This is a genomic window from Hyphomonas sp. UBA4505 (assembly GCF_002388685.1).
In the GTDB taxonomy this organism is placed as follows: domain Bacteria; phylum Pseudomonadota; class Alphaproteobacteria; order Caulobacterales; family Hyphomonadaceae; genus Hyphomonas.
This window is the reverse complement of record NZ_DGMZ01000001.1, coordinates 80362-101831: the sequence shown is the minus strand read 5'-3', so window position 1 is coordinate 101831 and position 21470 is coordinate 80362. Positions and strand designations below refer to the sequence as shown.

General features: G+C 56.0%; 13 protein-coding genes and 1 pseudogene. 5 read left to right on the top strand and 9 right to left on the bottom strand.

All coding sequences use genetic code 11. The features are described 5' to 3' along the window. Window positions 1–11 precede the first annotated feature (11 nt). The 4 genes from ald to B3527_RS00425 all read right to left on the bottom strand — a co-directional run bounded on the left by ald (window position 12) and on the right by B3527_RS00425 (window position 7029). On the bottom strand, window positions 12–1127 hold the full coding sequence (gene ald, locus B3527_RS00440; RefSeq protein ID WP_206993236.1) for an alanine dehydrogenase: 1116 nt from the start codon (window positions 1125–1127) through the stop codon (window positions 12–14). 148 nt (window positions 1128–1275) lie between these two features. Continuing rightward, window positions 1276–2694, bottom strand: coding sequence for an efflux transporter outer membrane subunit (locus B3527_RS00435; protein ID WP_290479408.1), 1419 nt, complete (start codon window positions 2692–2694; stop codon window positions 1276–1278). Further along, entirely contained in the window at window positions 2691–5828 is a 3138-nt protein-coding gene (locus tag B3527_RS00430; protein ID WP_290479409.1) for an efflux RND transporter permease subunit, read from the bottom strand. Before B3527_RS00430 ends, B3527_RS00435 begins: the two co-directional genes overlap by 4 nt. A gap of 19 nt (window positions 5829–5847) precedes the next feature. Continuing rightward, window positions 5848–7029, bottom strand: coding sequence for an efflux RND transporter periplasmic adaptor subunit (locus B3527_RS00425; RefSeq protein WP_206990914.1), 1182 nt, complete (start codon window positions 7027–7029; stop codon window positions 5848–5850). A gap of 119 nt (window positions 7030–7148) precedes the next feature. Here B3527_RS00425 and B3527_RS00420 point away from each other — a divergent pair, with 119 nt between their 5' ends. Beyond that, window positions 7149–7757: a TetR/AcrR family transcriptional regulator gene (locus tag B3527_RS00420; protein ID WP_290481555.1), complete on the top strand. Its 609-nt coding sequence runs from the start codon at window positions 7149–7151 to the stop codon at window positions 7755–7757. Window positions 7758–7782: 25 nt separating this feature from the next. On the opposite strand, the gene B3527_RS00415 is transcribed toward B3527_RS00420, so the two are convergent. The 3 genes and pseudogenes from B3527_RS00415 to B3527_RS00410 all read right to left on the bottom strand — a co-directional run bounded on the left by B3527_RS00415 (window position 7783) and on the right by B3527_RS00410 (window position 9021). Then, window positions 7783–8016: a hypothetical protein gene (locus B3527_RS00415; RefSeq protein ID WP_290479410.1), complete on the bottom strand. Its 234-nt coding sequence runs from the start codon at window positions 8014–8016 to the stop codon at window positions 7783–7785. Window positions 8017–8079: 63 nt separating this feature from the next. Continuing rightward, window positions 8080–8388, bottom strand: a pseudogene (locus B3527_RS16880) (3,4-dioxygenase subunit beta); the annotation flags it as partial. Window positions 8389–8481: 93 nt separating this feature from the next. After that, entirely contained in the window at window positions 8482–9021 is a 540-nt protein-coding gene (locus B3527_RS00410; protein WP_290479411.1) for an EF-hand domain-containing protein, read from the bottom strand. A gap of 545 nt (window positions 9022–9566) precedes the next feature. On the opposite strand from B3527_RS00410, the gene B3527_RS00405 reads away from it, so the two are divergent. Together B3527_RS00405 and B3527_RS00400 are read left to right on the top strand one after the other, a co-directional pair. Then, window positions 9567–10301: a response regulator gene (locus B3527_RS00405; RefSeq protein ID WP_206990910.1), complete on the top strand. Its 735-nt coding sequence runs from the start codon at window positions 9567–9569 to the stop codon at window positions 10299–10301. Further along, window positions 10301–11713, top strand: coding sequence for a sensor histidine kinase (locus tag B3527_RS00400; RefSeq protein ID WP_290479412.1), 1413 nt, complete (start codon window positions 10301–10303; stop codon window positions 11711–11713). Before B3527_RS00405 ends, B3527_RS00400 begins: the two co-directional genes overlap by 1 nt. Before the next feature lie 7 nt (window positions 11714–11720). Here B3527_RS00400 and bamA read toward each other — a convergent pair whose 3' ends face one another. Both bamA and B3527_RS00390 read right to left on the bottom strand, forming a co-directional pair. Continuing rightward, entirely contained in the window at window positions 11721–14318 is a 2598-nt protein-coding gene (gene bamA / locus B3527_RS00395) for an outer membrane protein assembly factor BamA (RefSeq protein WP_290479413.1), read from the bottom strand. Between the two features lie 39 nt (window positions 14319–14357). Next, on the bottom strand, window positions 14358–17792 hold the full coding sequence (locus B3527_RS00390; RefSeq protein ID WP_290479414.1) for an autotransporter outer membrane beta-barrel domain-containing protein: 3435 nt from the start codon (window positions 17790–17792) through the stop codon (window positions 14358–14360). A 425-nt stretch (window positions 17793–18217) separates the two neighbouring features. Here B3527_RS00390 and B3527_RS00385 point away from each other — a divergent pair, with 425 nt between their 5' ends. Then, complete coding sequence (locus B3527_RS00385) at window positions 18218–19519, top strand: efflux RND transporter periplasmic adaptor subunit (RefSeq protein WP_290479415.1); 1302 nt, start codon at window positions 18218–18220, stop codon at window positions 19517–19519. A gap of 11 nt (window positions 19520–19530) precedes the next feature. Beyond that, window positions 19531–21468, top strand: a complete 1938-nt coding sequence (locus tag B3527_RS00380; RefSeq protein ID WP_290479416.1) for a MacB family efflux pump subunit — start codon at window positions 19531–19533, stop codon at window positions 21466–21468. Window positions 21469–21470 lie beyond the last annotated feature (2 nt).

Sequence of the window (21470 nt, the reverse complement as noted above, 5' to 3'; positions counted from 1 at the left end):
TTTCCGGAACGCTAGGCGAGCGCTTCCGCCAATGGCGTTAGCTCTAGTTCCAGACTTTCCGCGACAGCTTCGCACGTAACTTTGCCATCCCAGACGTTGAGGCCTGCTGCCAGGTGCGGGTCCGACTTGAGTGCGGCCTTCCAACCCTTGTCAGCGATTCGCAAAGCATGGGGCAAAGTCGCATTGTTGAGCGCGTAGGTGGATGTGCGTGCTACGGCGCCGGGCATGTTCGCCACGCAATAGTGGACGATGTCATCGACCACATAAGTTGGAGCATCATGCGTGGTGGGATGGGAGGTTTCGAAACAACCACCCTGGTCGATCGCGACATCCACCATCACTGCGCCGGGCTGCATGATAGACAACATTTCGCGCGTGATGAGTTTCGGCGCTGCAGAACCGGGGACGAGCACCGCGCCGATTACGAGATCGGCCTGGGCAATTTCCTGTTCCAGCGTTGCCCGGGTCGAGTAAACTGTGTTCGCGCCAGCCTCGAAATGCGTGGCGAGGCGTTCGAGCACATCCGGATTGCGGTCGAGGATGGTAACGTCCGCATGCATGCCGACGGCCATCTGTGCCGCATTGAAGCCGACCACGCCGCCACCAATGATCACGACCCGGCTGGCGTGTACGCCCGGCACGCCGCCAATCAGCACGCCGCGGCCGCCCTTTGCTTTTTCCAGGGCCGAGGCCCCGGCCTGAACGGCGAGACGTCCGGCAACCTGGCTCATCGGTTTGAGCAGGGGCAGGCCGCCGGTGCGGTCGGTCACGGTTTCATAGGCGATACACGTCGCGCCGGATTTCATCAGATCCTGCGTCTGTTCCGGATCTGGAGCCAGATGGAGATAGGTGAACAGGATCTGGCCGGGTCGCAATTGTGTGCGTTCGGGTGCCAGCGGCTCCTTCACTTTGATGATCATCTCGCAAGTGGCGAACACATCTGCGGCTGTCTCCGCGATCTCCGCGCCGACGGCGCGATACGCATCGTCTGTTGCGCCAATGCCCATGCCTGCTTGCGTTTCCACCAGTACCTTGTGCCCGCGCGCGGTGAATTCGCTGACGCTCTCCGGCGTAAGGCCGACCCGAAACTCATTGTTCTTGATCTCTTTTGGAACGCCGATCTGCATGCTCATGACTCCCGGAGGGTAAGGTTACCTGAATTTCGCGGATATCGTATATTGTATGCCTTCATGTCCAGAGATTTTGTATGTTTTGTTTCAACATACAAAATATTTGTCGAATTATCTTTCTCGTGCCCGTGGGGCGTGAGCGAGTTTAATCCCCGGAAGCCTCATCCAGAGAAGCATCCCAGACCGCCAGCGCGCGGTAAAGGGCAAGACTATTCAGGCCGCGATCCAAGTTGGCGAGAATGAGTTGTTGCTGAGCATTGTAGTTTTCACGCTGGGCATCCAGCACCGTCAGATAATCATCAAGGCCTGATTTGAAGCGCTCTTGCGACAGATAGAAGGTGACGCCTGTGTCGTCAGCAAGCTGTTCCAGAGCATCCAGTCTGCTGGAGATTGTCTCGGATACGGCGAGGGCGTTTGCAACTTCGCGGAAGGCCTGCTGAATGGTGCCTTCATAGGCTGCGAGAGCCGCGTCGGCATTCGCGCGGGCTGCGTCCAGATTTCCGCGTTTCGTGCCGAAGTCGAAGATCGGCACCGAAACACTCGGCGCAAAAGTCCAGCCCGCCGCATAGTCGCCTTCGAACAGATCCGCCAGTTCGCCGCCGACCACGCCCGCACCGCCGGTCAGGGAGACTGATGGGAAATAGGCAGCGCGTGCAGCGCCTATATTGGCATTGGCCGCCAATAGATTGCGTTCTGCCTGAATGACATCCGGGCGGCGCAACAGAACTGAGGAAGTCTGGCCAACCGGCAGGTCAAGCACAACGGGAGATGGGGTCAGCTCGACGTGCGCTTCAATGGACGGTGGCAAGTCTGTTCCCACCAGATAACGCAGGGTATTCAGGTCTCGGCGGACAGTTGCCCGGAACTCTGCCGCTTGTGCCTGGGCTGACGCAACAGACGCCGAGGCCCGACGCAGGTCGATCTCGCTGGCAGTGCCCGCATCGAACAGAGCCTGTGTGAGGTCGAGGCTTTCATTCTGACTGCTCGCCGTCTGTTCGGCCAGTCTCAGCAATTCCTGGTCTGCCGCGAGTTTGAGCCACGCTTCCGCGACAGATGCCACCAGGGAAATCTTGGTGGCGCGTTCGCCTTCGACACTCGCCAGATAGGTCTGCAGGGCGGCGTCGTTCGTGTTCCGGATACGCCCGAAGAAGTCTAGTTCCCAAGCAGAGACTCCTATTTGCGCGGAAGTGCTGTCACCGAAGGAAGACGAATATGTTGCGTCATCCCGAAAGGTGCCGCCCTTCTGCGCGCTACCGGACCCGGTGAAGGTCGGCCAGAAACCTGACCGAGACGTGACGAGGTTCGCACGTGCCACTTCGACAGTGGCGGCGACAGTTCGCAGGTCGCGGTTCTGGTCCAGCGACAGATCGATCAGTGCACGCAACTCATCCGACTGAACGATGTCTTGCCATGCAAGTGTGGAGACCCCAGTCACCGAAGGCTCCGAAATGGGAAGCTCTGTCGGCACGGGCGCTATCGGGCGCTCATAGTCTGGTGCCAGATTGACACAGCCGGTCAGGACAAGCGCACTGAGCGGGGCGGCGAGGTATTTTTGACGGCTCATGCTTGATCTCCAGACGTGGCAGGGCGTTGACCGCGCAGGCGCGTCGTAACCTGGCGAACTAGAACATAGAAGAGAGGGGCGAACAGCAGGCTGAAGGTCATGGCGGCTATAACGCCACCCACCATGATCCAGCCCATTGCATTTCGGCTTTCTGAGCCTGCGCCGGTACTGAGGGCGAGTGGCAAGACACCAAAGCCAAAAGCAAACGACGTCATCAAGACGGGGCGAATGCGCTGCCGTACGGCTTCGATGGTCGCCGTGACAACGTCCTTGCCTTGATCTTCGAGGGTCCGCGCGAACTCGACGACCAGGATCGCGTTCTTGGAGGCGAGACCAACAGTCATCAAGAGGCCGACCTGGAAGAAGACGTCATTAGCGAGACCAAAGAGGTTTGCCGCAGATACAGCGCCCGTAACGCCAAGCGGGGCGACCAGCAGGACCGAGACTGGAATTGTCCAGCTTTCATAAAGAGCAGCTAGGCAGAGGAATACAAAGAGAAGGGACAGAATGTATAGCATCGTTGCCTGGTTGCCAGCTTGGCGCTCCTGACGGCTGAGCCCGCTCCATTCAAGAGAGATGTTGCCAGGCAACTGGCTGACCATGTCTTCCATGATCTGCATGGCTACACCGGAACTTTCGCCCTCTGCCGGAGATCCCTGAATATTGATTGCGGGTACGCCGCCAAATCTCTGGAGCTGGGGAGAACCATATGACCATTCGCCGGACACGATCTCGTCAAGCGGAGTCATCTCGCCGGACGAGGTGCGCACGTGCCACTTGGAAATGTCTTCCGGTTGCATACGGTCTTCGGCATCCCCCTGAACATAGACACGCTTGATACGACCCCGGTCGATGAAGTCATTCACATAGCTTCCCCCGAAGGCCACGGACAGGACGCTTGTGGCATCGGCAACAGACACGCCGAGAGCTTGAGCTTTCTGGTAGTCGAGATTCATCTTGAACTGTGGACCATCTTCGCTGCCATTCGGGCGGACGCCCATCAGGCGCGGATCCTGAGAGGCCATGCCGAGAAGTTGGTTCCGGGCATCCACAAACTCAGCGTGGGTAAGTCCGCCTGTGTTCTGAATGTAGAGATCAAAGCCGTTCGAATTGCCCATCTCCCGAATGGGCGGGGGAACGATCGGGAAAATCCGGGCTTCGTCTATTTGGGACAGACCGCCAAAGGCACGGCCTGCGATAGACTGGACAGAGTTTTCAGGACCCGGCCGTTCAGACCAATCATTCATAGCCGCGAAGGCCATGCCATTGTTCTGGCCCTGACCGACAACGCTGAAGCCAGCGACGGTGAACAGGCCCATGATATTGTCTTCTTCATTCGCAGCATAATACTTCCGCACATCATCCATCACGGCAGCAGTCCGCTCCAGGGTTGCGCTTTCAGGCAACTGGACAATGGTCATCAATGTGCCCTGGTCTTCGTCGGGCAGGAATGCCGTGGGCAGGCGTACAAACAATAGGCCGGTGACCGCCATGATTACTGCGAAGGTGGCAAGCATGATCCATCTGCGGCGAATGATCCTTGTGACCGCGCCTTCATATGCATTGGTGAGTTTGTCAAAGCCGGAATTGAATGCGCGCGCCGGGGTCATGTGCCATGACTTTCCGTTCCCGGAGGATGGCTTTAATAGTGTGGCGCACAAGGCCGGTGACAAGACCACCGCAATTAGCACGGACAGCGCCATGGCAGATACGATCGTAACCGAAAACTGGCGATAGATAATGCCGGCAGAACCCGGGAAAAAGGCCATAGGCACGAAGACAGCGGATAGGACCACGGCAATACCCACCAGGGCTCCGGTGATCTGCTGCATGGATTTAACGGTGGCATCATAGGGGGAGAGGCCGTCTTCATGCATAACCCGTTCAACATTCTCCACCACTACGATGGCATCGTCCACGAGGAGACCGATGGCCAGCACCATGGCGAACATGGTAAGTGTGTTGATGGACATGCCGAACAGGAGGAGCACGGCGAACGTGCCGAGCAAGACAACTGGAACCGCAATGATCGGGATCAACGACGCACGGAAGCTTTGCAGGAAGATCAGGATAACGACAAATACGAGGACAATCGCTTCATACAGCGTTTTCTGAACTTCATGGATCGAGGTTTCGATGAAGGGTGTCGAGTCAACGGGGAACTGGTACTCCAGATCGGCTGGAAAGGATGGCGACATGTTCCTGACGGCTTCCTTGACTCGCTCGGCTGTTTCGAGCGCGTTTGCGCCCGTCGCCAAAGAGATCGCCACACCCGTTGCCGGCTTGCCATTGAAGCGAGCGATGGTTGAATAATCCTGGGCGCCGAGTTCGACCCGTGCGACATCTTCCAGTCGGACGGATCCACCCGCAGGCGTTGTGCGGATCAGCAGCTTCTCGAATTGCTCTGGAGTCGACAACAGGGATTGAAGCGTCACGGTGACGTTGATCTCCTGGCCTGGCACTGAAGGAGTTCCGCCTAGTGCGCCAGTGGCGACCTGTGCGTTCTGGGCCTGGATAGCTTGCGTGACGTCAGACGGAGTAAGTTGGTATTGCGCCAGCTTTTCAGGCTCTAGCCAGATACGCATTGCGTACTGCGATCCGAACACCTGAACGCTACCGACACCGTCGATGCGGCTGATTGTGTCATAGACGGTGGAGCGAACAAAGTCGCCGATGTCGATCTGGTTGAGTGTGCTGTTTGGAGAATAAAATGCTGTTACCAGCAGGAAGCTGCCGCTTGCCTTGCTCACGGTCACGCCCTGACGCTGCACTTCTTCCGGCAGAAGCGGTGTCGCGAGCGAGATTTTGTTTTGGGTTTGAACCTGGGCAATATCGGCATCTGTGCCGGGCTCAAAGGATAACGTAATCGACATTGAACCGTTGGAATTCGAGGACGACGATATATAGTCGAGTCCATCAAGGCCGGTGAGTTGCTGTTCGATGACTTGCGTCACCGCATTCTCGACTGCTTCGGCGGATGCCCCCGGATAGTTCGCTGAAATGCTGACCGTTGTGGGCGCGATATCCGGATACTGAGCGATTGGAAGCGCGCGCAGCGCCATGCCGCCTGCAAGCATGATGATGATTGCAATCACCCAGGCAAACACCGGGCGGTCGATAAAGAATTTAGCCATGTCGAGTGTCCAGGGTTCGCTAGTTCAGTTCGCTGCGCGAGTCGCGGGCGGCGGATATTTGTGCTGCGCTGGAAATCGGATCAACTGTCACACCTGCACGCAGGTTTTGAAGATTTGAAACGGCGACTCTTTCGCCTTCCTCCAAGCCGTCCAGCACAATCCATGAATTGTCGTTGTATTGCTCGACTTGGATGGCGCGCTGCTCAATTGTGTTGTCATCTTTGACGACCATGACGGAGGCTTCGCCCGTTGGGGTCCGCGAGACGACCGATTGCGGCAGCGTAATGACATTTTCGTACATGCCGGCAACGAAGTTTGCGCGGACGAACATGCCCGGCAGGATAATACCATCAGGGTTTGGTACGAGCGCACGTACCGCTACTGTACCGGCACTTTCGTCGACATTGATTTCGCTGAATTCGAGCTCACCTTGCAGGGGATACGTCGTATCGTCGCTGAGGATGATGTTCACTGGCACCGTGTCGATTCCCTTGGAGGCAACCCGCCCGGACGCAATCTGGCGGCGCATGTTGAGGACGCGATTGCTGGAAACGGTAAGGTCCACATAGATCGGATCGATTTGAAGCACGTTGGCGAGTGTTTCAGTCTGGTTTTGAGTGACGAGCGCGCCTTGTGTGACCGATGATCGACCAATGCGTCCGGCGATGGGGGAAGAAATCCTGGTGCGGGCAAGATCGATGCGTGCGCGGTCCAGAGCAGCCTTTTGAAGCGCAATATCCGCTTCTGCTTCCTGGGCCGTAGCCGCGGCCTGATCATATTCCTGCTGGCTGACAGCGTTGATCTTTGCGAGGTCGGCGAACCGCTTGGCGGTTTCCTTTGCGACATTTGCAGAAGCCTGGGCACGCGCCAATGCGGCCTCGGCACTTCGCACATCTGCGGCATACTCGTCTGCATCAATCTGATAGAGCGCTTGTCCACGCGAGACGAGGTCGCCTTCCTTGAACAGCCGCTCCTTGATGATGCCGGTGACCTGCGGGCGGATCTCCGCTTCGGCGTGGGCCCGCGCGCGTCCAGTCAACTCAACGGCGTTGGGGACCGATACGAGTTCGGTCGTGAGAGTCTTTACAACTGGAGCTGGCTGTTGCGGAACCTCTACTGTACTGCCTTCGTTACCACAGGCCGTCAGCAGGAAGGCGACGGACAAGGTCGCTGCCGAAATACTTTTTCTTAGAACTTCCATGAGGATTCCTTGACGAGCCGAATGGCTTCAATATAACAATTCTAGAGTGAACGCTCTATCTAGTGTTGCGGTGCAGCATGTCAAGGAGAGGGCATAGTGGAATTTAGGTGTTTTTCTGCATGACAGTTATGAGCAAATCGAAGACGGCCGCGAAACGTGAGAGTCGCGTTGCTGAAATTCTGGACTGCGCTGAGATTCACTTCGTTGAGAAGGGATTCCATGGCGCGGGCATTTCCGGGATCGCCAAAGAATGTGGCATCAGTGTTGGCCATCTGTATCATTACTTTGCGTCCAAGGATTTGTTGATAGAGGCTGTGGTGGAGCGCGAATTGTTGCGCCAAAAAGACAGAATGGAAGACTTCCGTAATCTGAGCGGCACTGAAATCCGAGATCAAATCGCTCCACTCGTCATCGACATTATTATCAAGCATCAGGATCCGTTCCGAACGGTTTTGAATTTCGAGATTCTTGCCGAGGCGCAGAGAAATCCGTCGGTTGCCGAGATCTTGCAGAACTATGATCGTGAAATACGGGAAGAGTTTTGTGGCGTCCTGGAGAATGCCGGAATTACAACGCCTGTTTTGCGGACGGAGATGTTGTTTACCTTGTTTGGCGGCATTCCGGCCCGCACGCTGAGGCATCCCGAGCATGAACGTCCGCAATTTATCGAAATGATGAAGCCGATCATCACGAAGATTCTTGCAAGTGATGACCTTCCTGTCGAGTAGAGCGAAACCACAACGATATCGCGGTTCATTCTTCCGCATTAATGAATATGTCCAAGCTGGCTCTGAGAGTGGAGTTGCTGGAGGCACTCGTACTCGCCAGCTGCACGGCGCGCTTGTCACCGGTTGGGTTCAGCACCGGGAGCTGGAATCTTAGCGCCGCATACTTGTCCAAGCTATCGGCATAGGCCGGGTTCCGAGTATAGACGGATCGGGAAACCATGTCGGGAAACAGGATGCTGGACCGTATTAGTGGCGCCACTCCCAACCCCAGAGTATCCAGGCTGCGATAGACCTCGAAATGGATATGTGGCGGACGTCCCCGATAAGTGCCTGGGTACACGGTCCGAAAGTTTACGCGTCCTCGTTGGTCTGTGATCCCTATACCACGTAGATAGTTTGTATCCGGGCGATTGAAGACAGAGTACTCGCCAGCTGCGTCGGCGTGCCAGACATACACCGCATAACGGGAAAGCGGCTGTTGATCTGTTGATAGAGATTGCAGGCGCAAGTGCAAGTCGAGAGGCGCGCCATCGGCCGCTCCTGACAAGCCATTGAAACCCCGTGTTATTTCGGTTCGGATAAGACCTGCGCTGGCCCACAGACTTGCCAGGCTGGGGCCAGGCTGGAACACTGGCTCTTTCGGATACGCTCCGGGCTTGTTGGCCGCTGGCGGGAAAACTGGTGCTCGGACAAGCGCGGAGGATTTCGGGATAGACACCGGAATCTATTGCCGTCGTCCGGGAGGAGGTCCGCGGCGCTGGCTATCTCGCGGCATGGTGGGTTCGTTGGAATCGACTGCGCGCGGCGCTGTCAGAAATTCTGCGCGTGATAGAAGCCCATCTCGGTTTTTATCGATCCGACCGAATATATCGATAAGCCGTATTCGGAATTCCGAGGCCGTGATGGTTCCATCCAGATTGCTGTCGAAGGCAATAGGGCTGGGGAGTGCATTCAGGTCGCCAAGGGTCTCAGCTGCCCAATTTGACATCTGCACCGCAGATTGATGTACCCGATCAGGCCCCGCCAAGGCGCGCCATTCGAGATCAATACCATTATCAACTTCTTCGCGTGATACGAAGTGATCGTGATTACTGTCCATGCTGACGAAAAGCAGTGCCACTGGTGGGGCAGACAGGCCTTGCGACCGAGCCGGGCGTGCGAGGTCTCCGCCATCGCGACCGCTGGCTCCTGGCCCCTTGCGCGGGGAGGATGTGCATGCGGCCACCAAGGACAGTCCAGCAATCATCAGGACTGTGACTTTCATTGCTCCTGACAGTCGTTTGCAACGGGAAGAGAAGGGGGTGAGGGAGGTGTCACAGGGTGAGACGTAGGGGGGGTGTGACACCTCCCTCTCATCGCATCGGTCTTGGCACCCAAAGGGAGGCTCGGTGTTCAAGGAGCGGACGGGGACTGTCCTGGTGGATGCGATGATTTCGGTGATTGAGATCGAGACTTTCTCTTCAGAGCGACCGGAATAGGGGGTGGAACTAGGCATATTGAGTGCTCTTAATGCAGTCTCTGGGGACGAAGTGCCGGGAAGTTTCCCTGCGTCGATGAGAACAAGATGCCTCAGCCATGTTGAGAGGATATGCCGGTTAGGACGAAAGTGATGGCAATATATGGCAGTCTGCAACATGACATTACCGACTTGAAAGGTATGGGTTTTCGGTGGCGACACCAGCAATTCGGGATGATCCGGAGCGGTGGGGTTCGAAGCGCAGTTTAACTGCAGTCACGACACACCTTGGCAACAAGTTTATCCTATTTGTAATCATCAGATCGACGATACATATTCAGGAGACTGCGGAGATGCCTGATCCAGAGACCACGACACCCGAACACATTCTAGTCATCGATGATGACCGCGATATTCGGGAAGATTTGAAATCCTATCTCACGGAAAACGGCTATCGCGTGTCGACGGCTGAAAATGCACCCGCTGCGCGCCGGGCGATTCATTCTGAAGAACCAGACCTCATCCTGTTGGACGTCATGATGCCGGGCGAGGACGGGATCAGTCTTTGTCGCTCGATCGTTCGGCTCACCGCAATTCCGATCGTTTTCATCAGCGCGAGAACTGATGAGATCGACCGGATTGTCGGCTTGGAAGTCGGCGCAGATGATTATGTGTGCAAGCCATTCAACCCGCGGGAACTGCTTGCGCGTGTGCGGTCGGTCCTGCGGCGCGCGAATGGTCGCGAAAGAGAAATGACGCCTGAGAAAACGCGCTATTTTGAGTTTGACCGTTGGACGCTGGACACGGCGAAACGCACAATGACCCGCGATGATGGCGTGATCGTCTCCTTAAGCACCGGCGAATTCCAATTATTGATGATCTTTATAGCCCGACCACAGATCGTGCTGTCGCGTGAACGGATCGTGGAACTGTCTCATGCCGAAGGCGCAGATGTGTTCGACCGCAGTGTCGACAGTCAGGTGAGTCGATTTCGGAAAAAGGTCGAACGCGACCCCAAGAATCCGGATATCGTCCAGACCGTCTGGGGCGGGGGGTATGTCTTCGCAGCTGATGTGAAGAAACTGTGATGCTGGCAAGGCTTGATACGCTTCTTACACGGATTGTAATCCTGGTGACAGCGGCTCTGCTGTCTACATTTCTACTGGCGTATTTCATTGTGGAATTCAGCATTTCATCGCAACGGCTCCAGCCACGTACGGCGCTGCATGTTGCGACGGTCGCCTTGGAGGAATTGCAGGCGAAGGATTGGCCCGATTCACTCTCCGACAAAGAGCTGGAGCGTCTTCAAATAACCGATTACTCGCTGTCAGAATATCCCTATATTGAGCCTTTCTCCTGGGGGCTAGCCGAACGTGTTCTTGAAAATCTTGGGCTAGCGCAGGATACGCCGATTGGTATTTCCCTGAGTGGGTGGGGTGATCGGGACAGGCTCGCAGGTCCTCCCGGTCGACCGGACAGGTTCATGGATGAAGAACCGGGCCGTCCCGGGCCAATGAGTTTGAGGCCTCCGCCGTCAGAGCGTGGGAGATCTGCCAGCCAGCAGCGCGCAAGAGTGTCTCTCGAGATCGCGAATGGCAATTGGGTAAACATAAGAACCGAGAACATCAGTGTGAAAGAGCCGCGTCCACCTCTCCTGGCGGCCGTCATGCTCATCGTGCTGATGGTTGGCATCGGCATATGGGCCGCCCTGAATGCGATCAATCCATTGAGGCAAATGGCGAAGGCCGCGAATACGCTGGCGTCCGACTACAAGCATGAGCCGCTGGTCGAGCAAGGTCCGTATGACGTGCGCGAATCGCTGCGTGCTTTCAATCGCATGGGCCGCCGCCTCGAGACCACAGTGGCTGGCCAACGCCAGCTGCTCGCAGCAATTGGTCATGATTTGCGGACACCCATTACCTCATTGAAACTGAAGGTTGAGATGCTATCAGATGCGAGTGAGCGCGAGCGGATGAGTCGTGCTCTGGCAGAGTTGGAGCGTATCACAGAAGCCGCACTTGCTGCGGCGACGGCTGGCCAGTCAGATGAGCCTTTCCAGCCGCTGGACATGTATTCGTTGGTCGACAGCCTTATCGAAGACTTGCGGGATCTGGGCCTCTCTGTCTCGTTCAATGAAATCGATGTACGCCCGATTGTCATGGGTCGATCAGATGAACTGACACGCGCCTTGCGCAACTTGATTGAAAATGCGGTGCGTTATGGAGACATGGCGCACGTTTGTCTCAGTGAACAAGCCGGCAAGGCTATTGTGACGATCCAGGACACAGGTCCGGGAATCCCGGAAGATGCTCTGGAGCGTGTGTTCGAACCCCTTGTTCGATTGGAACAGTCACGCAACCGCGAGACCGGCGGGCATGGGCTCGGACTTCATATCGCGAAGAATCTGATTGAAGCCCATAGTGGGCACATCGATTTGTCGAACCCACCAACCGGGGGGCTGCTCGTAACGGTGACCTTGCCTCTGAAGGCCGCTGGCTGACACGCTATCAGAACCGGGTGGAAGTGCTGAAACGGAAGGACTCCGTGCGGTCGTACTCTTCGCTCTTGAGGATATGGCTGAAGTCGAAGCGGATTGGGCCGAAAGGGGATGTCCAATAGACGCTGAGGCCTGTAGATGCGCGCAAGGACAAGTCGTCTTCAATCAACTGGACGGCAACACGGCCAAAAGCATCCGTGAACTCGACCGGGTCGCTCTTGTCCATGTCGCTCAACAAGCCAACCGCGCCGGCTTCCAGGAACAGCCCCGTCTTGATGCCGTATTCTTCCGGCAGATAGTTTGGCATCGAGATGTCGAGGCTGGATTGGTAGAACGCGTTGCCGCCCAGGGCGTTGAGACGCTTCACTGTTTCTGTGCCGTCATCATTTTGGATGATTTGCACAATGCGCGGCCCGAGACCTGCCGTATCAAACCCGCGGAAGCTGTTGCCGCCCTTGAAAAAGCGATTATTGATACGTACGCCTTGGGGAGTGGTTTGTCCGTATTCGGATTCCGCGTCGCTCGTGCCATAGGGTTCGATGTATCCACCCGAAAGACGCAAACTGGCCGTTATGCCCTTCGTGATGCCTTGATAGATATTCATCGATGCGTTGGTGCGAATGAAATTCACGTCCCCGCCCAGGCCAGCAACGTCTTGACCAAACAGCAGGTCGAACCCGCCAGTGGGGTCAATAGGGTCATTCTTCATGTCCAGGAGGAGATTGTACCCGACGATCGAGGAGATTTCTGATCGTTCACTTGAGCAAAGCGAGTATCTGTTGAGATAGCGCGCATCGCATACATCCACGATCAGCGAGCCATCAGGCAATGGCACGTCATCAGCGGTGAGAAAGGCGACACCCACGACATCATCGCTTGTGTCTCCCGGGGTGTCATTGTCATCTACAGTGTATTCGGTTGTCAGGCGTTCGCCGCTGTCCGAGTCAATCACGATGCTCTGATCGACGACGTCGATTTTGTCGTTTTGCAACGTATATTTCAAGCCAAGTTGCAGCCGGTCTGACAAGGGGAAACCTAGCTGCCCGCTGACACCTACAGATTCAGTCGTATAGCCGCCAAGATCGGTGTCAGAATAATCGAGGCGGGTAGCAAACGCACTCACACCTGCGGACATGTCACGGTCTAGGAAACGTGGCTCCGTATACTGCAAGTCCACAATTTGCTGCAGGCTGGATGTGGACAGGCGAGCAGACGCGGATTGCCCGCGCCCGAGCACATTGCGCTGTGCCACGCTGACATCTACGAGGAAAGATTCTGAGGATGAGAAGCCAGCTGAGAAACTCATCTCGCCAGTGGGCTGCTCAGTGACTTTTACATTCACGTCAATTTGGTCAGGGTCCGCGGTGGGAACCTCAGTAACTTCGACGTCTTTGAAGTAGCCAAGGGCCCGTGCGCGGTTGCGCGAGCGATCCAGCAAGATGCGGTTGAAGGCATCACCTTCAGTCACGCGCAATTCCCGCCGGATCACGCGATCGAGCGTTTGGGTATTACCGACAATATTGATGCGGTTGATGTAAACACGCGGACCTTCATTGACATGAAAGGTCACGTTGACCGTATGCGTTTCGAGATCGGCGGAGATTTCAGGGCGCACATCAATAAAGGCATAACCTCCGATCCCGGCGACATAGGTCAGGCCATCAATTGAGTTTTCAATTGTGTCGCCTCGGAACAGGTCACCGGATCGCGCTACCAGTGACGCTTTCAAGGCGTCCGTGTTGAGCTTTTCCAGCTCGGTTTCGACATTGATCTCGCCGAAGCGATAAATCTCGCCCTCGTCGATTGTATAGGTAATGTAGAAATCCTTCTGATCAGGCGTTAGTTCTGCCACGGCTGACTCTACGCGGAAGTCGTAATACCCCTTGTTCTGGTAAAACTGACGAAGCAATTCGCGGTCATATTCCAAGCGACCTGGGTCATAATTGTCGTTTGATGAGAAGAACTGCCACCAACGTGATTGACGGGTGACAATCTCCGACCGAAGACGGTCGTCTGAATACGTTTCATTTCCCAGGAAGTTGATCGCTCGTACACCAGACACAGGTCCCTCTGTAATCGAGAAGACCACATCCACACGGTTCTGATCGAGCGGCACATATTCGGGCGTGACTTTCGCCGCGAACCGGCCGGATTGGCGGTAGAGTTCCATCACGCGCTGTACGTCTGCCTGCACGCGAGCGGCGGTGAATACGCCGCGCGGCGATATCTGGATTTCTTCGCGGATCTTTTCTTCCCCGAGCGATTTGCTGCCTTCAATCATGACCCGATTTACAATTGGGTTTTCGACCAATGTAATGATGAGCTGGTTCCCGACCCGGTCAAAATTTGCATCAGCAAAGAGGCCGGTTGCGAAGAGGGATTTGAGGGAAAGGTCGATACGGTTCGCGTCAAAAGGTGAGCCAGGTTCGACTAGAAGGTAGGACATCACGGTTCGGTCTTCGATCCGCTGGTTGCCATTGATAATGATGGCTTCGATGTTTCCTGTGCTGTCTTCTGCGCCCACCTGCGCAAGCGCCGTCGGTTGCAGCGAAGCGGCGAGCGCAGAGAGGATCAGGGAGAGCGCGAGCGTTTTGTTTTTGTGGCTCATGAAGTCGGCATCCAGAAGAGAGAAATGGTGTCTGAGAGATCAGAAGCGGAGTTTGACGGCGGCGTTGGCCGTCAGGGCGGTTGAGTCGGTTGAAAACTCACCATCCACGCCAAACCGAATTTTCAGGAGTTCGGACCCCGCCAGTAGCGAGAGTCCCACCGTGGCGGCATCTTCAAACACCTCGGTGGCGCTGAGTGTAAAACGGTCCTCATAGCCGACAAATCCAGCGTCGACTTCGTAAGGTGTCGAAGACAACGTGGAGCGATAGCCAATATCCAATCCAGCCCGAACCATGGGACGGTAGCGATTGGAATTGTTGTAACTGGTATAGGCCGGACCCGTGCGAGACGAGTCTGCGCCTTCCCGCCAGACATAGGCAAAGCCAATTCCGGCATCAGCGGTGACACGGTCTGTGCTGGCGTCGCTGACCCATAGGTTCAATCCGTTTGATGCCGTTTCTGAATATCCGTCCTGATCAAGTTTGAAGTAGTCCAGACCAATTGATGGCGTCATCCTGAACGCCCCGGACCCGAATTCGGTTGATGCCAAGAGTGAAGCCGCGGTGGTCATCCCGTCCCATGTGCCGCTGACCTCTGAAACATACTCGTCGAACTCGATTTCTCTATAGCTGGAATGGTCGACCTTCGCGATCTGGCCAACGGCCTGAAGGTTTACGCGCCCGATCTGCTCCGTCGCATACACCCCGACACCCAGACTTTTCATGGTCACAGGATTTTCGCCGCCAGTTTTTTCCTCAAACTTGCCGTCGCTCATCGTACCCATGATGCCGATTGCATCTATGCCTAGCAGCGAGCGATCATACCCCAGAGCGATGCCAAGACCGCGGCCGTCATATCCCGGCCCATCGTCAGACCCATCATAGCTGACATGGGAATAGGTTTCCTGCACCCATGCTCCATTTCCGGATTCACTGGAGCTACGGGTGAACTCCAGATGGCTTCTCAACGCGCCAAAAGCGGCGTTCGACTGGGATTCCAGATAGCGCGTTGCGGCTTCAGTGCGCTGAGGCAGCAGCAAATTGTAGACCTCTAGAAAGTCATGTTCGGTCGAAAGCTGCGTGATGGCAGATCCGACATCATCGTCACTCGTGGCAACATTGAGTATAGCGGAGAGGGCGCTGGACTGGTTCGTGTCGAGACTGAGTTCCTCGGCAGTCTTGAGGCGAAAGTCGAGATTGAGTTTGTCTGTATCAGACGTCTCTGTCTCCAGTGATACGTTGTATATCCACGGAATGTTTTCGGTCGATAACTCAGCGGTTTCCTCGTCGTATATCAGTGTACCCGCTTCGATCAGTGTGACGGCAAAATCACCGTCGATGAATGACGTAAGTGTTGGGCGTACCAGAGTATCGCTGCCCAGTGCTGCGGTTCCCGAAACTGACAGAAAGGCTGTGGTCCGCAGGTTCTGAGGATCAATTTCGAATTCAAGTGTTGAACCATCCGTGACGGAGAGGGAGGCAAGCTGCAAGGACGTGTCTTCAAGCAGAACAATTTCAGAATCTGAAATTGTCGCGGCCAGTCTGTAAGCATCGCTCGTCAGATTACCCGTGAGCAACGTTGAAGACAGGAAGTCGATCGTTCCACTCGCAGAGCCGAAGTCGAAATCTCCCACGATCTCACTCTCCTCGATATACAGGCTGAGTGTGTCGCCCTCGAAATAGGTGTCTCCCAGAAACTCGGCATCCGATAGGTCGAAAGTTGCGGCGCCGGCACCAAAGTAGATGTCGCCTGCCAGACCCCCGTCCAGAATTTGCAGTATGTCATCGCCGGTTCCGAACCGGACGTCGCCATAGATTGTAGGTTCGGTCACATCGTCTTCATCGATTTCGTCATCGCCGTTCACATCTTCAGTGGGAGTTTCCTGATACTGGATAATGGTTGCGCCAGCCGTTTGTGCGGACAGGTCAATGGCGATGGACGATCCTGTTTCCGAATCTTCCCGTCCGTCTGAAATGAGTAGGCCTGATATCGCGCCGGTATTGGTTATGTATCTTAGCGTATCACTTTCATCGGTGATCGCCGTTGCTGCGCCACCATAGCCATTTGATGAAGCGGTGATGGATCCACTATTCAGGATCGCTTCCAGCGTACTTCCGTTGGAAATGAACAACGCTTTGGCGGTGTCGTCCGTTAACGTATAGGTCGTTGCGGCGATGGATCCGGAGTTTTCGAGAGTGCCGATTGCTGTGCCGTTGCCGAGCAGAAGGCCTACGGCGGAAGCCTCGTAGGCGGTTCCTTGAATTGTGCCGGAATTCAGGATGCCGCCATCAATTGTAACCGTTCCGGTTCCGTCTTCTGATCCGGATATGGAGAGCGCCGTCGCATCGAATCCGATATTCACGCCACTGGCATAAATCGTCCCACGATTGATGAGGCCCTGATCAAAAGAAAACGTGGCGAGTACTTCATCTACGTCATCGTCATCATCATCATCGGTGGTATCGCGAACGGTTTCTACGACGCTCGAGAAGACTACGTTTTCGCCAGCGTTGGCTTCGATGGCGAGCGCCGGGGCTGAACCATAACTGTAGATTCTTCCAGCAGTTCGATTCTCATCGAAATCGTCGACCGTATCCTTTGTTTCGTCATCCTCATCCTCTTCGGATGTGAAGTCGTCGACCGCGCCATTGATCAACAGGCCTTGTCCGAGACTGCCCGTGATGCGGACGCCGTTCGCATTGTCGTAAAGGTCGTCGGCATCGCGGCGATCCTCCACCGCTTCAGTATCGTCGTCGATATAGACGGGCGCGATATAGTTGGAAGAACTGGTGCTGGTGAAGCCGGTCGAGCTGATTGAACTCTCAATCGTCACATTGCCGGAGACATCCCCATCAATCGTGACAGCTGACGCATTCTCACCCTGAACCGTAATGGCGCCGCTGATCAATACATCACTGGCGACGTCATCTTCGAGGCTCAGACCCAGGGCGTTGTCGCCGATAACCGAAATTGTGCCCTGTTGCGTGTAATCGCCATCGAGCGCGGATCCGATGCGTACGCCCGCTGAATCATTGCCTTCTATGTATAGCGTGGAGCCATGATCGAGCAGGATATTACCTGTGATCGTGCCACCATTCTCGACGTCGATGCCCACGCGGTTCGTCCCGATGGCGAGTGGCCCGTCCACATCGTCATCATCGTCTTCGTCTTCCCGGTCATAGTCTTCCGACAATTCGATGGAACCCGTGTGGGTGATGCCTGTCGTCGTACCCGTTCGGACAGCAATAGCGGTGACGTAGTCGGTGTCTTCTGCGAGAATTTCGCCATCATTGGTGATGGTATTGTCGGAGTCGACCGTAATCGCGGTGGTACCTGGCAGGTCGCTGAGATCAATTTCCCCATCTTCAGTGATTGTAATGTCGTCGGGCTGTCCGTCATTCGCGGTGGAGGTCTCGACGGGAGCGACGGTGGATTCCTCGATTTCGACGGCCCCTGCAGGGAGGGCCGTAGCCATACCCAGAACAATAATCAGTCCACGTGCAACCACCTCAGGAGCGGATGCCTGTGGACCGGAAGCGTGCATCCTTAACAGATTGTTATTTAATGAAAAAATGTTCATGTTGGCGCGCTCCAGATCGTCCTGTCCCAATGCGTTACGGGAGCGTCTTGTCTGAACTTTGCCGAAATGTGCGGCTTGTCAGCGAGAGTTTGTCAGCCTGACATAATTGGCGGGACATTGCTGTCGTCTTCCGCTTTCAGGATTCATGCGCAAGCAAATGATCTGCAACATTCTGGTGACAAAGCTGTGGTGAAGGAGCGGGCTTGAGCCGGGTTTGCTGGAAAGTACAATAAAATGCCGATCTTCGCGACGGAATTTGAAACTTGGGTCGTTTAACCCGGGAACATGTTCACAGCCAGAATTGCTGGAAAGAGACAAGAATGAGAGTTTTTGGGAAACGATCCCGTTGGATCATCGCGATTATTGTCGTATTGGCAGCAGGCGGTGCCGTATGGTTTGCGAAGTCAAACTTGGCGAACTCCACAACGCCGACTTATGAAACATCGGCCGCACGCACGGGTGATATTGAAGTTACGATCTCGGCAGCAGGTACTCTTGTGCCAAAGGAGATGGTTGAGGTTGGCGCACAGGTCTCGGGTCAATTGGAAGAGTTGTTCGTTGATGTCGGCGACGAGGTCGAGAAGGGCCAACTCCTTGCGCAGATCGATGCCACGATTGCACAGAACACGGTCGAAGCCCAACAAGCTCAGTTAAACTCGCTATATGCCTCGAAACGTCAACAGGCGGCTTCTCTGAAACTTGCAAGGGCCGAGTCTGAACGCGCCCATATGCTGTTTGAGGCCGATGCCATTGCGCGCGCTGACTATGAGGCCACGGTATCGGAATTGGAGATCGCGGAAGGGAAGCTCGACGCCATCAATGCGCAGATCGCGCAGCAGACCTCCAGCCTCCGTGCCGATGAAGCCAATCTGGAATTTACAAAGATTTACGCTCCGATGGCTGGTACAGTCGTCTCGCTCAGTGCATCCGAGGGCCAGACCCTCAATGCGAACCAGACCGCACCCGTCATCATGACCATTGCGGATCTGGGTATAATGACGGTGGAGGCCGATGTCTCCGAAGCAGATGTGTTGCGCGTATCAAAGGGGCAGCAAGCCTGGTTCACCACGCTGGGCGATTCTGATCACAAGTGGCAAACCGAAGTTCGTCAGGTCCTTCCCACGCCCGAAGTTGTCAATGACGTCGTGCTCTACAAGGCGCTGCTCGATATTGAGAACCCCGACGGAATTTTGCGAAGTGATATGACCGCTCAGGTCTTCTTCATTCTGGGGCAGGCCGAAGATGCCGTCCTGATCCCGGTAACGGCCTTGCAGTCACGTCCCGAGCGCCCGGAGAGCGCACAAGCCAGGCGTCCTGCGCAACCTGAACGCGGAGCCGCCCAGGGTGATCGTGTTGGCGACGGCAGAGGCCAGGCTATCCGTGAGGCACGCGCGCAATATCCCGACGCAGAAATGGGTATGGTTCTGAAAATGGATGCGAATGGCGAAGCTGTCCCTCAGCCTGTTGTGGTTGGTCTTCAGACGCGTACAAGTGCCGAGATATTGTTCGGCTTGTCTGAGGGTGATGAGGTCGTGACCGGGCAAGTGAGCATTCGTCCGAAACAGGCGACCGAGCGTGCCGGAAATGACCGGCCACGCCGTATGGGTCCACCCCCGGTTTAGGACGCCAGATCATGTCAGAACCCTTGCTGCATTTGCAGGACATAAAGCGCGTCTACGGATGGGGTGACGCAGAGGTCCGCGCCCTTGATGGCGTCGACCTGACCATTCGCGAAGGCGAGTTCGTTGCAATTGTCGGACAGTCGGGTTCCGGTAAGTCGACTTTGATGAACTTGCTTGGTTGTCTCGACCACCCGACTTCCGGAACCTACCGCATTCATGGGCAGGATGTGTCCGATATGGACGCCGATGCACTGGCCTCCTTGCGCAGGCGGACATTCGGCTTTGTGTTTCAGCGCTATAATCTCCTCGCCAATGTCAGCGCATCGGAGAACGTGGAGATACCTGCGGTCTATGCCGGGGTTCGCCAATCGGAACGGAAGGCCCGCGCACAGGAATTGCTCGGTCGGCTTGGCCTTGGCGGGCGCGAGAAAAGTCGCCCCGGTCAATTGTCCGGGGGACAGCAGCAACGTGTGGCTGTTGCCCGAGCTCTGATGAATGATGCCGAAGTCATCCTTGCGGATGAGCCGACGGGAGCGCTCGATTCCGGCACGAGTGAAGAACTTCTGGAATTGCTGGAAGAGCTGCATCGCTCCGGCCGCACAGTCATCCTGATTACCCATGACCAGGAAGTCGCTGAACGCGCAGACCGCACGATTGAAATTCGCGACGGCAAAATCATTTCCGATTCCGGTTCAGTAGAACGGTCTCTGGAGTCGTTTGAGCAACGCGCCGTGAAATCCTCCCCCTCCTTCTTTCTTCAGCTTACGGAATCCATCAAGACGGCCTTCCGGTCGTTACGAGCAAACCTGTTTCGCACCGCACTGACCTTGCTGGGCGTGGTGATCGGCGTTGCGGCGGTGGTCGCAATGCTGGCGGTCGGGCAAGGTAGCCAGCGCGAGGTTATGGCCCGGTTCGAGGACATGGGTGCGAACCTGCTCTTCGTTCAGCCGGGGGGTGACCGGGGCGCGCGAATGCGCGGTGACGCCATTGCAACCCTTTCACTCGAAGATGCTGAGAGATTGGGCGAATTGGACAATGTCCTGGCTGCGGTGCCATCGCGGTCCGGATCTGCAACATTGCGGCGAGGAAGCAATGACCATCGTGGCTCCGTGGAGGGTGTTTCGGAAGACTGGTTGCTCGCCAACACCCGCAATATTGAATACGGCTCTTTCTTCACGGCAGAAGATGTCGACCGACGCGTAGGTGTGGTTGTGCTGGGCACAACGACCGCGGGGGAATTGTTCGACAATGTCTCGGAAGCCGTCGGTGAGTATGTCTTTCTTGCGGGCGCACCATTTGAGGTCGCCGGCGTGCTTGAAGAAGAAGGCGCCAGCTCGTTCGGCCGTGACCAGGATGATATCGCGCTTATTCCCATCACAACCGGGATGATGCGCGTGTTCGGCAGTTCCTACCTGTCGAGTATAACCATCGCTGTGGAAGACACGGACGTAATCTCGACGACGGAGACTGAAGCAAACGAGCTGCTGCTTCAACGACACGGAACACAGGATTTTCGGATACGGAATACGGCATCGATCCTGGAGTCCGTTCAGGAGACACAGAATTCGTTCTCGATCCTGCTAGGCGCGGTTGCCTCTATCTCATTGCTCGTCGGCGGTATCGGTGTGATGAACATCATGCTTGTCAGCGTATCAGAACGCACGCGCGAGATCGGTGTGCGCATGGCGACGGGGGCGCGTCGGTCTGATATTCTTGTCCAATTCATTGTGGAGGCCGTCGTGGTCTGCGCGCTGGGCGGTGTGATCGGTATCCTTACGGGCTTCGCGATCTGTGCAATCCTCGCCAATCTCGGCACCAGCATCGCCGTAACGCCCATGCCCGCGATCCTCGCCTTTTCAACAGCTTTCCTGACCGGGTTCGTGTTCGGCTTCCTGCCGGCGCGCAATGCCTCGCGGCTTGATCCGGTCCGGGCCCTTGCGGCGGAGTAATC